The following is a 13,759-nucleotide window of genomic DNA, read 5'->3' on the forward strand; positions in this document are numbered from 1 at the left end:
AAATATAAAAACCTATCATCTCCAGCTTTAGAGCTTGTGTGATAGGCTTTTTTTGTATAGAGGGTAGCAAAGAGGCAAAACTTTCATAATGGATTGATACTCTTCGAAAATCTCTTCAAACCACGTCAGCGTCGCCTTACCGTATATATGTTACTGACTTCGTCAGTTCTATCTACAACCTCAAAGCAGTGCTTTGAGCAACCTGCGGCTAGCTTCCTAGTTTGCTCTTTGATTTTCATTGAGTATCAAAAGCCCGATGTTTCCATCAAGCTTCTTTTTATCCATGTACACGTTTCATATAGTCTTGGTAACTTTCGGTATCCATGAGTTGTTTAGCGTTCTTGACGCGATCTGCTGTTGGTGGTTTAACCCCTTCGAGTGAATAAGGAATTCCCAATTCACGCCATTTGAACTCACCCATGGTGTGATAAGGTAGAATTTCAAACTTATCAACATTTTTGAGGGTCTTGACGAACTTACCAAGTTCAATCAAGTCATCATCTCTGTCTGTCAATCCTGGAACTAGCACGTGGCGAATCCAGACAGGTTTTCCAATATCTGATAGATACTGGGCACAGGCCAAGATATTTTTATTGGTTTGGCTAGTGACAATCTTGTGCTGTTCTTCGTTGATTTCCTTGATATCCAAGAGGACCAAGTCAGTGACAGCCATGAGTTTGTCAAACTTCTCAAGGTAACGTGGTTTATTACGGAAAGGAAGGGCACAGGTATCCAAAGTACAGTGGATACCTTGTTCCTTGGCCTTAGTGAAGAGGGCAATCAGGAAATCAATCTGCAAGAGGGCTTCTCCTCCACTGACTGTAATCCCACCCTTATTTCCCCAGAAACCGCGGTAGCGCAAGGCCTCTGTCAAGACATCATCTACCGTCCGTTCACGTGATTTATTGGACTCCATAGCCCAAGTGTCCGGGTTGTGACAGTACTGGCAACGCATGTGACAGCCCTGCAAAAAGACAATAAAGCGAATACCAGGCCCATCTACTGACCCAAAGCTTTCTGTCGAATGCACCATTCCTGTCACTTGTCCATAATCAATTGTTTCTTCAGACATATCGTTACCTTCCTTGAAAACGTTTTATAGTTTTATTATATCACGACTTGAAGGAAAAACAAGATTTTTACCTATTTTTTAGAAAGCAATCTGTTTTTCAATTTCATTTTCAATTACTTATCATTTTATTCTTCAAAATCAAAGCCATACAAGGTTGCAAAGTAGTCCTCAGGGCGCTCTGCACGGCGGATTTGACGGGCTTTACCTTCTTCGGTATAGAGGATTTCCGCAGAACGAAGTTTGGCGTTGTACTGGTAACCCATTGAAAAACCGTGGGCACCTGTATCATGAATAACCAGCAAATCACCGATTTCTGTATGAGGCAGTTCGCGATTGACTGCAAATTTATCATTGTTTTCGCAGAGTGAGCCGACCACATCTACCACTTCAGCTAGTCCATCTGGATGGGTCACGTTAGTAATATGATGGTAGGCTCCGTACATAGCTGGACGCATGAGGTTGACTGCTGATGCATCCACACCGAGATAGGTACGGTAGGTTTCCTTCTTATGAGTGACTCTTGTGACTAAAGCTCCATGAGGGGCTAACATAAAACGACCCAATTCAGTAAAAATCTTAACCTGATCAAGACCTGCTGGCGTAAGAACCTCTTCATACACCTTACGAACTCCCTCACCAATCAAGGCGATATCGTTCGGCTCCTGCTCAGGACGATAATTGACACCAATACCGCCAGAAAGATTGATAAAGTCTAGCGAAATGCCCAACTTTTCTTTGATTTCAACAGCCAATTCAAAGAGCTGACGCGCCAACTCTGGATAATAGAGATGGGTCACGGTATTGGACGCTAGGAAGGAGTGAATCCCAAAAGTCTTGGCTCCTTTTTCCTTCAAGATAGCAAAAGCTTCAAAGAGCTGATCCTTGGTCATGCCAAACTTGGCTTCTCCAGGATTGTCCATGATGTCTGTTCCCAGTTCAAAAACGCCTCCAGGATTGTAACGACATGAGATGATTTCTGGAATGCCTGCTGCTCGCTCCAGATGTTCAATATCTTCAAAGGCATCCAAGTTAATGGTCGCACCCAATTCACGCGCATAGGCGTATTCCTTGTCTGGCGTGTTGTTAGAAGAGAATATAATCTCAGAACCAGAGAAATCCAGTTTATGACTCATCAAAAGCTCTACATAACTAGAGCAGTCCACACCACAGCCTTCCTCTTGGAGAATTTTTAAAATAGCTGGGGTTGGAGTAGCCTTAACTGCAAAATATTCCTTAAAGCCCTTGTTCCACGAAAATGCTTGGTTGACGGCTCTTGCCTTCTCACGAATCCCCTTCTCATCATACAAGTGAAAGGGAGTCGGGAACTCGGCAACAATCACTTCTAACTCTTCTCTATTGATAAATGGTGTTTTCATAAGCTTCCTTCTATTCTATTTGCAAAGAAAGGCTGGGACAATCGTTCCAACCTTTAGTTCTATCTCTTATTTATCTTCGTCAAAGATATTGCCAACCTCAACATCGATGGCTTGGTTCTTGACATCAATATTGGTAACCTTCAAGAGTGACTTATAGTCAAACTGCTTTTCACGTTCTTCTTGGGCATTGTCCGCAAAGACTGCGACACCAGCCAATTCTGAATCAAACTCACGCAAGAGACTAATCATCCCGTTGACAGTTCCGCCACCTTTCAAGAAGTCATCTACAATCAAGACACGGCTGCCTGCCTTAAGACTGCGTTTTGAAAGGAACATTTTCTCAATGCGGTCACCACTTGAACCGGATACATAGTTGACACTGACAGTTGAACCTTCGGTAATTTTCAAGTCACGGCGCACAATAACAAAAGGAACATTGAGGACATTGGCAACTGCATTTGCAAGTGGAACACCCTTGGTCGCTACTGTCATAACCGCGTCAATTTTTTGATCCATAAAGCTCTTGGCAATAATGCGGCCAATATTTTTCAAGATAGCTGGTGTGCTAAGCAAATCAGACAGGTAGATATAGCCACCTGGCAAGATACGGTCACTTTCTGACAACTTAGCACGCAAGTCCTCAACCATTTCCTTGGCATCATGGTTTGAGATTGATGGTGTGAAAATGACACCACCACCAGCACCAGTTACTGTCTGGATATGACCAATTTCGATTTCCTCAAAGGCGCGTTTGATAATGACGATATCCTCTGAGATAGATGATTTAGCAGATTCGTACTTTTCAGCAAAAGTATTGAGACTAGTTAGTTTATAAGGATGATTAATCAAATAGTTGGAAATGACAACCATCCGATCACTTCTTCTTAATTTCATTTCTATTTCCTATTCCATTTTTATTCAAAAAATCAAAAAGCAAACTAGAAAGCTGGTCGCTGGTGGTTCAAAACACTGTTTTGAGATTGTCGATAGAACTGACAAGGTCTGTAATATAACTACATATATACATACGACAAGGCGATGCTACCCTAGTTTGAAGAGATTTTTGAAGAGTATTCATTTTTGTCTTTTACTTATTATACCATATTCACATAAAAAAACGAACATTCTTATCCTAAAAAATGCTCATTTTTCTTAAATTATTAATCTAAATCTGGTTTATAGAAGGAACGATTATCCATAGCGAAGATTTTATTGGTCATCTCTCCTTTATCCACCAAAGCAAGAGCTGTTGACATCATCATCATGCTTGCATCCAGATTGTCAATCATATGGATAATCTCTGCTTCCATAATGCGTGGACGGACTGGGCTTCCATACTCAAGTAAGCCGTGGTGACTGAGGATGACATGACGAAGCAGAACGACTTCTTCCTTGGTATCATCGATACCGAGTTCCATCACTATCTTAGTAATTTCGCTATCAATTAGAGCAATATGCCCAAGGAGATTACCTCGTACTGTATACTCAGTCTGGTCTGGTCCAGTCAACTCGATGACCTTAGCCAAGTCATGCAGCATAATCCCCGCATAGAGCAGGCTCTTATTGAGCTGTGGATAGACTTCGCTAATGGCATCTGCCAAGCGCACCATGGTTGCCGTATGATAGGCCAAACCCGTTTCAAAGGCATGGTGGTTAGTCTTGGCAGCTGGATAGGAGTAAAATTCCTTATCATACTTGGTGTAGAGCTTTCGGACAATCCGTTGCCAAACAGGATTTTCAATTTTGAAAATCATTTGCGACATGTAGTCACGGATTTCCTTGACATCAACTGGTGACTTGACCTTAAAATCAGCTGGATCATTGGGTTCGCCAGGTTGAGGCAAGCGGAGGGTAATTTGATTGACTTGAGGGGTGTTGTTATAAACTTCTCGGCGACCTTTCATGTGGACAACCTTACCTGCAGTAAAGGCCTCAACGTTATGAGGTTGAGCATCCCAGAGCTTTCCATCAATCTCGCCACTATCATCTTGGAAGGTAAAAGCTAGGTAATTTTTCCCAGCGCGAGTTTGTCTCAGGTCAGCTGATTTGATTAGGTAAAAGCCTTCAAATAGCTCATCTTTTTTCATGTGACTAATCTTCATATTCTTCCTCATTTTCTTGAAAATGGAGTAGATCAAGCGCAGGCTCACCTTCTGATAACTCAATGTGACGGAGCGTCCGCTCGATAGCTGTGGTACGACGGTTTAATAATTCATCAATATTGCCAGAGGCATGTTGAAGATGTTTTTGTGCCTTGACCAGAATGCCACCAAACTTGCCAAACTCGGTCTTGACGCTGGCAAGAGTCTTACTGATATGATCGGCACTCTTTTGGATATTGAGAGTTTTGAATCCAACTGATAGGGAATTGAGGAGAGCTGACAGGGTACTTGGCCCTGCGACAATAATCTGCTCCTCCCGTCTCAAATCATCAAAGAAGACAGGATTGCGGACGATTTCTGAGTAGAGACCTTCTGTCGGAACAAACAAGACTCCAAAATTGGTCGTCCGAGGTGGTGCTATGTACTTGTTCCTGATATCCTTGGCAAAGCGCTTGACGCTTGCTAAAAGCGATTTACGACAGCGTTCGATCTCGTCCTTGTCACCAGCTTCATAGGCTTCTTCCAAGCGGTAATAATCTGCCAGTGGAAACTTGGAGTCAATCGGTAAGTAGACATATTCCAGGTCACCCTGTCCAGGCAGCTTGATGGCATACTCCACTCGTTCACTGGAGTTTTCAACCGTTGCATATTCTCGTTCGTACTGGGCAGGTGTCATGATGTCTTCGATGATTTGCCCCAGTTGCAATTCTCCAAGAATCCCTCGCGTCTTGGTTCCAGAGAGAACCTTGTTGAGGGTTCCGACATCGCGGGCAACTGTCTGCATTTCTCCAAGGCCACGATTGACCGACTCCAGTTGTTTGGAAACTGTCTCAAAGGAAGCCTGCAAGCGCGTCTGCAAGGTCTTTTCTAGTTTTTCCTCGACTGTTTGGCGCATTTGTTCCAAACGTTGCTCATTTGATTCCTGCAAGGCTTGGAGACGTTGGTCGGTCTTATCTCTGGTTTGAAGGAGATTCTCGTTCATCTCCTGTCTAACTTGAGTCAAGCCTTGGTGCAATTCCATTCGCACTTCTTGCAAACGGTCGCTGACAGCCACTTCCAGGTCTTTTTGATCCAACTGACTGGCTTGTCTGGCTTGTTCAAAACGGTAATCCAACTGGTCTGACAATTGATCTGCCTGATCCTCCAAGCTCTTGGCTAGATGTTTTTCCTGCTTATCCTGCCTTTGCCAAATCAGAAAAAGTCCAACTAGGTTGGCAATCAATAATAGAACAAGTAAACTTTCCATCCTACCTCCTGTCCTTGCTATGCAAGACAACTACATAGCCATCTGGGCAAGTCACCGACACTTCCCTATCTATATATTCGTTAGAAGCGTACATTTTTTTAAAGAAAAAATTGTCCTCTGTCAACTCATACTTGGCACCAAGAATAGTCAGCTGGCTATCCCGAACTGGCATAAAGGCTAGATAGTCATAGTCCGAGCGAGGTTCTAGCTGACTGGTCCCTTCTGGACAATAGGCAATCAAGTTTTGCCCATCCTCAATTTCTATTTGACGCATATAGGGTGCCAACTTAGGATTGCTAGGCAGAAAGACATTCGCCAACATATGGTCAATACGTCCACCCAAAGCACCGAAAATAGTGACCTCAGCCTGAGGATTTTTCTCAAAGATGGTTAAGAGAGCCAATTCCAGATCTGTATCATCCTTTTCTGGTCGGGCTTGGACAAAATACTGGGCACGTTTTTGAATCACCTGTCGCTCTTCTTCCGTCACAGAATCAAAATCTCCAACCGCTAGAGCGAGAGGCAAGTCTTCCTCCAAGACCCAGAGCGATCCTCGATCCACACCGACAAAAGCATCAAAATCCGTCCGATAATGTCCGCGGTCTCCGCCTGCAAAAACGGCAACCCTAGTCCAGTTGTTTTCTGAGAGTTTGTACTCGCTCATTGACATCTCCCTTAAAGACATAGGAACCTGCTACAAAAACGGTCGCACCAGCTTCTTTAGCTTGGGCAATAGTTTGATCATCAATCCCGCCATCCACTTCAATCTCAAAGTTCAAACCTTTTTCCTTACGAAGGGCAACCAACTCACGGACCTTATCCATGGTTTCAGGTAGAAAGGCTTGCCCACCAAAGCCTGGGTTAACTGTCATGACTAAAACTTGGTCAACTAGGTGAAGGACGTGCTTGATGGCTTCAACAGGCGTGCCAGGATTGATAACGACTGAAGGTTTAACTCCGAGTGAGCGAATTTTTTGGAGGGCGCCATGAATATGAGGCGTTGCTTCTACATGGATACTGATGATATCTGCTCCCGCACGCGCAAAGTCTTCTAAATGATGCTCAGGATTTGACACCATCAAGTGGCAATCGAAAACCATCTTGCTATGAGGTCGAAGACTCTCGACCACACCTGCACCAAAACTGATTTGTGGTACAAAGTGACCGTCCATAATATCGATATGGGCATATTCTGCCCCAGTTGCTTCTAGGCGTTTGATTTCACGTTCAAAGTTGGCATAATCTGCTGCCAGAATTGACGGAGCAATCTTGTATTGAGACATAGGTTTCTCCTTATTTTGGAATTTTTTTGCTGACCTTTTTATAGGTTTCTCTGCGATTTTCAATTTCGCTGAGAAATTGCAGGTAGTTGTCAAAACGGAAGGTTGCAATGGTACCCTCTTCAACAGCTGGCTTGACTGCACAAGACGGCTCATGGGTATGGGTACAAGTGCGGAATTTGCAGTCTCGACTGACACTAGCAATCTCTGGGAAGGCCTGATTGAGGTCTTCCACCGTTGATACTTCATAATCCAGTGATGAAAAACCTGGTGTGTCCGCGATTTTACCCCCATTGAGATTGTAAAAACTAACAGCTCGAGTAGTGTGGCGCCCGCGACCCAGACTGTCTGAAATTTCTCCTGTTTCAAGATTGAGATCTGGTGCGATTTTATTGAGAAGAGTTGACTTCCCAACACCTGTCTGCCCCATAAAGACTGTAACCTTGCCTGTTAACAAGGGCAGAAGTTCCTCTTTACTGGTCACAAAGTCATAGCCGATGTCACCATAGGTTTGTTGGTAAAAATCCAATTCTGACCTATCTTCCAACAAATCCATTTTGGAAATATAGACGATGGGATGGATGCCCTTGTGTTCCAAAAGAACCAAGAACCGATCCAGCAAATTGCTGTTAAAATCAGGTTCCTTGACGGACATGATTACTACAGCTTGGTCGATGTTGACAATGGGCGGACGAACCAGACTATTTTTTCGTTCATGAATCTTAAGGATATATCCCTCAGAGTTCTCCTCCGCAGAGAAATCTACCAAATCCCCAACGTAGGGAGTATGCCCTTTTTTACGGAAATTTCCACGCGCCCGTGTTTGATAAACCTGACCCTCACTCTCTACATAGTAGAACCCAGCCAAAGCTTTAATGATTTGTCCCTGCATCTTAGAGTCCTTGCCCTTTAAGTGCATCTGCTAGGCTGGCAAACTCTGCCAAGCTGAGAGCTTCCCCACGCACACTTGGTGACAAGCCTGCTTGGTCCAAAGCCTTGGTCAGCTTGTCCTTGACTTCTTCAGTCTTGCCAAAGTAACCTGTCAAGTTATTCCATAAGGTTTTACGGCGATGAGTGAAACTTGCCTTGGAAACCTTAAAGAAGAAGTTCTCGTCTCCCACTGCTACAGCTGGCTCTGGACGACGCACCATTTTCAAAATGGCTGAATCCACATTTGGCGCTGGCACAAAGACCGTACGAGGTACGATAAAGGCAACCTTGGCAGTCATGTAATACTGCACGGCGATTGACAAACTACCATATGCCTTGGTATTTGGTTGAGCCGAGATACGGTCTGCCACTTCCTTTTGCATCATGACCACAAACTCACTAAAAGGAATCCCACTCTCAATCAAGTGCATGAGAATAGGCGTTGTGATGTAGTAAGGCAAATTAGCCACTACCTTGATTGGCAGGTCAGGATTTTTAAAATTCTGGATATGTTGCGCCAAATCGACCTTGAGAATGTCCTCGTTAACCACTGTCACATTGTCAAAATCACGTAGGGTATTTGCCAAAATTGGCACTAAACGGTGGTCGATCTCAAAGGCCATGACTTGAGCTGCACGCTCAGCCAAAAACTCGGTCAAGGCACCAATACCTGGCCCGATTTCAATGACATTGACCTGGCCATCAATCTCAGCCGTATCCACAATTTTTTGTAGGATATTGGTGTCCGTCAAGAAATTTTGCCCGAAGGACTTTTTAAAGGTAAAACCGTGACGCTCCAGCACTGCCTTAGTCACGCTATAATCTGCAATTCTCATCTATTCTCTTTTCTATTATCTGTTACTACTATTGTAACACATTCCCCTTGTATTTTGGGGGTGAAAATCATACCAAAAAACTATCTTTCCTATTGAAGAAAGATAGTCTTGGAAATCTTTAAAAGTGACCTTAGCGGTTCTCTCGAAACATACGTTCAAAAAAATCAGCTTCTTGATAACTTCGATTTTCAGGTAGGGTCAAATCTACATCCTCCTCCACATCGTCCACTGTCAGTTCAACCGTTTGAGGTAAATTTTTCAAACGATAATGCTTTTGTCTTTGCCCTTCAATGCTAGCAAAATCAAGCAAATAGCCATTCACTCGGATTTGAACTAAAAGAAGATGATTGGTCATATTTTCCATGATGAGAATATCTTCTAAACCACCTCTGGCACTAGGATAATCAGATACCCTGCGAATACGGATTTTTTCACACATGAGCAAGCTCCCTCATATCAATAATTTCATCGGCCTTATTCCAGACTAGGGGATTATGGGTCGCAATGATGATCATTCGATTTTCATCTTTCAAGCCCACCAAGAGATTCATAACCTCCTCTGAATTTTCAGGATCAAGAGCTGCTGTCGGTTCATCTGCCAAAATCAAGGGTGGATTTTTCAAAATAGTCTTCGCAAGGGCAACTCGTTGGGCCTCTCCCCCAGATAAAGTATAAATTTTTTGTTCCAAATCCAAATATCCTAGATTAACCTTTTCTAAAGCCTCCACTTGCCTTTCCAAACGCTCGACTTTTGAGATTTTCTGACCAACAAAGCCCAAATCCAAATTCTCTTTGATTGATTGGTTTTCTAAGAGGCCAAAATTTTGAAAGAGATAGCCCATCTGGTCTCGAAAATACTCACGAGTGGGTATGGTTTTTAAATCTTTCCCCTGATAGAGAACCCTTCCTCCATCTATCTTTTCTAGTTTGCCTAAGATATTCAGCAGCGTCGTCTTTCCGCTTCCACTCTTTCCGATTAAGGCATAGACCTTGCCCTTCTCCAGCTTGAGATTTAAACCAGAGAAAATCGCTCGGTCATTAAATTTCTTTTCCAATCCTTGAATATCAATCATCTTATTTTCCTTTCAATACTGCCATGCTACCAGCTTCTTCCTTTTTATCCTGCCTTACTAAAATCAAGAGGGCGTTAAGCGTAAACAAAGCTACAACTAAAGCGCTGATCAAGCTATCTCCTGTCAAAACACTAGATAGGATTAGGCCAAGCAAGAGAACTCCTCCTTGCGCCAGTAAGTACTTGCCATGAAGCTCATAAATTGTCATACCAGAAAGACGTTTAATCATAAGCTCCCGTCTAAACTGCTCAAAATAGAGAAGATTCATGGAATCAAATAACAAGATAGCCGTAGACAGGGTCAAAATCGTCCCAATAAGGAGAGAGTAAAACTCCACCCGTTTGTCATTTAGTACCTTGGCAAAAAATAGCTGGCTTTTTACCAAGTAAGAGACCTTGTGATACAGACCTTGCTCTTTTAGAGCGGTAATGCTGTCTCCATATCGATCTAGTTTCAAGGCACTATTAGCCGTAGTTCCCCACAACATCCCTGCAACAGGTCTTGTTCCAGTCGCTTGCGGCGTTAGAACTACAATAATCGGATCTTTTAGGTACTGACGTGTTGTCTTGTACCCATCATTATAGAGGAAACGTTCCTGTCCTGTTTCTGTAAAAGCTAGCCTTAACTGTGGAAGGTAGTGTTTCTGACTCGTCGCCTCTACACTTTCAGATGAAAATCTTTGCAGGTAATCTGTAAACAATCCTTGGTAGTAGGCAGACTGCTCTCGCAAGCTCTCAGGCAAGATCAGCCCAAACTCTCCCTCAGACAAGTTTTGCATCTTATCCATAAACTCTGAAGAAACGGTAATCTTTTCTTCTATCAGATAGCGCGGTGAGACATAGATAACATTCCCTGACGGTGTGTAGTCACTGAGACGATTGCCATCTAAGTCCACTTCTGCTCCATCTGAGAAATTGTCAACATTGCTCATAATATAAAAAGAGTCTGTATTAGCTAACCGTTCTTCAGTAAATGTCTGCCACTCACGATTATCCTTACGCATTCCTTCTTCATCGGCAAATGCACTAGACCAACCAAAGGATAGACGGTAACGGTCTGAGGACTGGCTCCATTTATCGCTAGCTTTCTCCATCTCCTGCATTTCACGGTAGTGGGGTAGGAGAGTAGTCGCACTCGAACCGACCACCAATACAGCTAAGAGTTGCCCCATCATCATCAATGTCATCATACGTTTGAGAGGGAGTTTCCCTTTCAATAGATCCACCAGACTATTTTCCTGTAAACCAAGTAGATAGACGACACTTAGTAAGGTAGAAATCCCGGCCAAGGTCAATCCATAAAGTAGAAGAGCAATGATGACCAGTTGCACCGTTGCCATAAACAAGGCACCTTGATACCAGAGAATCCCCAATCCCAAAAGACTGGATACCAGCACTGAGCAGATAAGCTGTCTCATATCTTCTAATACTGGTCTGAGAGCCACTCCAAACAAGCTCTCACCAGCGATTAAGCGAATCCCTGCCTGACGAAGGGACTTGATCCGATAAATCAGGGTCAGACTCATAAAAGTCAGCAGAAAAATAGCTAGACTCAGTAGCCCCATTGGGGTAGCAGACAAGAGGACGACCATCGAAAATGCCTCTGTTCTATTCGAGACAACACCATTATAACCAAGTTCTTGCAGGGCGGTCTGTAAGCTCACTCCATCCAAACTTCCTGATACAATCAAGTAAGACCCTAATAAATCACTCGTTTCTACACTCTCCTTGGAGGAAATGGTCAAACCTTCTGGAAGCTCTCCCTGACCATAAGTGGCATAGGTAAAGCGTGTTTCTCCAGCTTCATTTGGCTCAACAATCCGACGAGCGATGAGACTATTGTGCTCTACCGCCAAGTGACTCAAAGCCTCTGTCAGTTTTTCTCGATCAGCTACTGATTGGTCTAGCCCAGTACCCATCACATCAACAGAGGGATAGTTACCAAATAAAATCTCTTCTCGATGATCAACGGAATTTATCACCATATAAAGCGATACCAATACCATTGAAATCAAAATAAATAAACGTTTCATCACTTCCTCCAAAAAGTTACTTGGTCACCTGCTAGAGAGATGACCAAGTAAAGCATTGTTATCAACTCACCCAGAAATGTTTTTACTTTCTCGTGTATAATTTTTAATAATCATAATAAAAGCTTACTTGCTCGCCCCACGCAGTACGAATCCAAGCTCGAGATGTTCCTCCTGCATCAGCATATCCCTTATCAGATGAACTATTCCATCTGCTAGAAACTGTTGAACTATGGTATTTTGAGGGGTGATAGTAGTTTGAGTAAGCACCTCCGTTAGCCGAACCATACGTCCAGACACCACCGCCTGGATACTTAACCGCGGCCGATACTACTGCTACTCCTCCACCTAATGTTGCTGCAAGACTCGCTACAAGGGCTAATTTTTTAACTGTTTGTTTCATATTGATACTCCTCTATTTTTTATTATATCATAAATATTTATTATATATTGTCTATTTTCTATTCAAGTAAAACTAAGTCATGGATCATAGACCTTTTCAAAGCAACACCTCATGGTATCCTCTCCTTATTTTTCTAATTTAGTCTATCAAGTTGTATTTATTATATGTTATGAATAAATTTTTTGAGACTAAGTAGACATAACTAAATTTTATTTAAACCACCAAGTAACTAAATAAAATAAACTAAAAAAGTTCATACTGTAATCTCCTTTCACGTTTTAATTGATTATAAATTATTTTTAAATAAACTCAAAGGACATCAATGTCCTTAAAATCTAACTATTTCATATTATTTTTGGCTCATATCTAAAAAAAACAGCTCTAAAAACGAACTTTAGAACTGTTTTGATGCGAGAACAAGGACATTTTTGTCATTGCTTCACGATATTTATAAATATTTTTTTAAATCTTCTTGCCATTGTTTCTCCAACATAGTAACTAAATAAGAATTTTCTATTATATCAGCAAATAGCTTCGATTTCTGATAGAACTGTTCGGCAGATACATAATCATTGTTTATTATTAGAGATAATTTCCACTCCAACATCAATATAATTGGTTTCTTCTGGAAATCTTGTGTTTTTTCCATTATATGATTAAGGCTAAAGATATAAGATTCTAGTGAATCATAAGACGACAAATTATCCAAACAGGCTAGACCCGAAAACAAAGTGTTACTTAAAGCAAACAGATATTCTGGTGCAATCAATTCTACATGATTTGTCAAACGAACTAAAAACGAATGAATTCTGTTAATTTCTTCAATCTGATTTTGACCTTGTTTTATCTTTGTAAGCACTATAGCAAAATATAAGTTGATAACTTCTAATTCATTTATCAAAAACAATTCCTTATCGTAAATTGTTGTAAAATAATCGTCCAGTACGGTTTCCCCATATTCTGGTCGTCCGCTTCGAATAACATCTATCGTTGCTCTAGTAGCTTCAAACCATACTTTTTCCTCATTAGGAAGTTGCTCATAAAATAAATCCTCTATCTCTTCCAAACATGCTTCTTTCTTATCATACTCCTCTTCTTTACCATAGATTGGTTCACGTAAAATCTGGTATTTCAATTCTAAATAAGCAGGAGGAAGAGCTGAAAAATCCGGCATAAGGCTATAAGCTGGAACTCCTAGCCGGCGAGCAATATAGTCTAACTTGGGCAAACTCGGTTGCGAAGCTCCACTTTCAATTCGCGACAGTTGACGAACTGTCAGTTCTTGCTCATCTCCACAAAAATCTGGACGACTAATTCCTTTTTCTATCCGAATCTCTTTAATTTTTTGACCAATTAACATCAGACGCCTCCTCTTCTACCTGCTTCGAAAAATACTGTGAAACTTAAAAAAT

14 protein-coding genes are annotated in these 13,759 nt (G+C 42.1%); all 14 read right to left on the reverse strand.

Going from position 1 to position 13,759, the window contains the following annotated elements; translation table 11 throughout:
- Positions 1-277: 277 nt before the first annotated feature.
- The 14 genes from pflA to HT720_RS09655 all read right to left on the reverse strand — a co-directional run bounded on the left by pflA (position 278) and on the right by HT720_RS09655 (position 13,707).
- The gene (gene pflA, locus HT720_RS09590) at positions 278-1,072 is read right to left on the reverse strand and encodes a pyruvate formate-lyase-activating protein (protein ID WP_001288289.1); all 795 of its coding nucleotides are present in this window, start codon (positions 1,070-1,072) and stop codon (positions 278-280) included.
- A 125-nt stretch (positions 1,073-1,197) separates the two neighbouring features.
- The gene (locus HT720_RS09595; RefSeq protein WP_173276005.1) at positions 1,198-2,448 is read right to left on the reverse strand and encodes a diaminopimelate decarboxylase; all 1,251 of its coding nucleotides are present in this window, start codon (positions 2,446-2,448) and stop codon (positions 1,198-1,200) included.
- Positions 2,449-2,514: 66 nt separating this feature from the next.
- A complete protein-coding gene (purR, locus tag HT720_RS09600; protein ID WP_049512932.1) occupies positions 2,515-3,342 on the reverse strand; it encodes a pur operon repressor in 828 nt (275 codons plus the stop codon).
- Positions 3,343-3,608: 266 nt separating this feature from the next.
- Complete coding sequence (locus HT720_RS09605) at positions 3,609-4,550, reverse strand: 3'-5' exoribonuclease YhaM family protein (protein WP_049512930.1); 942 nt, start codon at positions 4,548-4,550, stop codon at positions 3,609-3,611.
- Positions 4,540-5,796, reverse strand: coding sequence for a DNA recombination protein RmuC (locus HT720_RS09610; protein WP_049512929.1), 1,257 nt, complete (start codon positions 5,794-5,796; stop codon positions 4,540-4,542). Before HT720_RS09610 ends, HT720_RS09605 begins: the two co-directional genes overlap by 11 nt.
- A gap of 1 nt (position 5,797) precedes the next feature.
- Entirely contained in the window at positions 5,798-6,460 is a 663-nt protein-coding gene (locus tag HT720_RS09615; RefSeq protein WP_173276007.1) for a thiamine diphosphokinase, read from the reverse strand.
- A complete protein-coding gene (gene rpe / locus HT720_RS09620; RefSeq protein ID WP_173276009.1) occupies positions 6,423-7,079 on the reverse strand; it encodes a ribulose-phosphate 3-epimerase in 657 nt (218 codons plus the stop codon). The genes HT720_RS09615 and rpe overlap by 38 nt, the downstream gene beginning before the upstream one ends.
- A gap of 10 nt (positions 7,080-7,089) precedes the next feature.
- A complete protein-coding gene (gene rsgA, locus HT720_RS09625; RefSeq protein ID WP_173276012.1) occupies positions 7,090-7,968 on the reverse strand; it encodes a ribosome small subunit-dependent GTPase A in 879 nt (292 codons plus the stop codon).
- A gap of 1 nt (position 7,969) precedes the next feature.
- Positions 7,970-8,842: a 16S rRNA (adenine(1518)-N(6)/adenine(1519)-N(6))-dimethyltransferase RsmA gene (gene rsmA / locus HT720_RS09630; protein ID WP_173276014.1), complete on the reverse strand. Its 873-nt coding sequence runs from the start codon at positions 8,840-8,842 to the stop codon at positions 7,970-7,972.
- Positions 8,843-8,972: 130 nt separating this feature from the next.
- On the reverse strand, positions 8,973-9,281 hold the full coding sequence (locus HT720_RS09635; RefSeq protein WP_000333264.1) for a hypothetical protein: 309 nt from the start codon (positions 9,279-9,281) through the stop codon (positions 8,973-8,975).
- Entirely contained in the window at positions 9,274-9,915 is a 642-nt protein-coding gene (locus HT720_RS09640; protein WP_000565529.1) for an ABC transporter ATP-binding protein, read from the reverse strand. The genes HT720_RS09635 and HT720_RS09640 overlap by 8 nt, the downstream gene beginning before the upstream one ends.
- Before the next feature lies 1 nt (position 9,916).
- Entirely contained in the window at positions 9,917-11,947 is a 2,031-nt protein-coding gene (locus HT720_RS09645) for a bacteriocin-associated integral membrane family protein (RefSeq protein ID WP_173276016.1), read from the reverse strand.
- 103 nt (positions 11,948-12,050) lie between these two features.
- On the reverse strand, positions 12,051-12,347 hold the full coding sequence (locus tag HT720_RS09650; protein ID WP_023936706.1) for a lactococcin 972 family bacteriocin: 297 nt from the start codon (positions 12,345-12,347) through the stop codon (positions 12,051-12,053).
- Between the two features lie 448 nt (positions 12,348-12,795).
- The gene (locus HT720_RS09655) at positions 12,796-13,707 is read right to left on the reverse strand and encodes an XRE family transcriptional regulator (RefSeq protein ID WP_173276018.1); all 912 of its coding nucleotides are present in this window, start codon (positions 13,705-13,707) and stop codon (positions 12,796-12,798) included.
- Positions 13,708-13,759 lie beyond the last annotated feature (52 nt).

It is taken from the genome of Streptococcus sp. 68, assembly GCF_013277415.1.
Taxonomy (GTDB): domain Bacteria; phylum Bacillota; class Bacilli; order Lactobacillales; family Streptococcaceae; genus Streptococcus.

Coding starts and splice junctions, on each gene's coding strand:
- pflA (WP_001288289.1), bottom strand. CDS start 1,072: ATGTCTGAAGAAACAATTGATTATGGACAAGTGACAGGAATGGTGCAT.
- HT720_RS09595 (WP_173276005.1), bottom strand. CDS start 2,448: ATGAAAACACCATTTATCAATAGAGAAGAGTTAGAAGTGATTGTTGCC.
- purR (WP_049512932.1), bottom strand. CDS start 3,342: ATGAAATTAAGAAGAAGTGATCGGATGGTTGTCATTTCCAACTATTTG.
- HT720_RS09605 (WP_049512930.1), bottom strand. CDS start 4,550: ATGAAGATTAGTCACATGAAAAAAGATGAGCTATTTGAAGGCTTTTAC.
- HT720_RS09610 (WP_049512929.1), bottom strand. CDS start 5,796: ATGGAAAGTTTACTTGTTCTATTATTGATTGCCAACCTAGTTGGACTT.
- HT720_RS09615 (WP_173276007.1), bottom strand. CDS start 6,460: ATGAGCGAGTACAAACTCTCAGAAAACAACTGGACTAGGGTTGCCGTT.
- rpe (WP_173276009.1), bottom strand. CDS start 7,079: ATGTCTCAATACAAGATTGCTCCGTCAATTCTGGCAGCAGATTATGCC.
- rsgA (WP_173276012.1), bottom strand. CDS start 7,968: ATGCAGGGACAAATCATTAAAGCTTTGGCTGGGTTCTACTATGTAGAG.
- rsmA (WP_173276014.1), bottom strand. CDS start 8,842: ATGAGAATTGCAGATTATAGCGTGACTAAGGCAGTGCTGGAGCGTCAC.
- HT720_RS09635 (WP_000333264.1), bottom strand. CDS start 9,281: ATGTGTGAAAAAATCCGTATTCGCAGGGTATCTGATTATCCTAGTGCC.
- HT720_RS09640 (WP_000565529.1), bottom strand. CDS start 9,915: ATGATTGATATTCAAGGATTGGAAAAGAAATTTAATGACCGAGCGATT.
- HT720_RS09645 (WP_173276016.1), bottom strand. CDS start 11,947: ATGAAACGTTTATTTATTTTGATTTCAATGGTATTGGTATCGCTTTAT.
- HT720_RS09650 (WP_023936706.1), bottom strand. CDS start 12,347: ATGAAACAAACAGTTAAAAAATTAGCCCTTGTAGCGAGTCTTGCAGCA.
- HT720_RS09655 (WP_173276018.1), bottom strand. CDS start 13,707: ATGTTAATTGGTCAAAAAATTAAAGAGATTCGGATAGAAAAAGGAATT.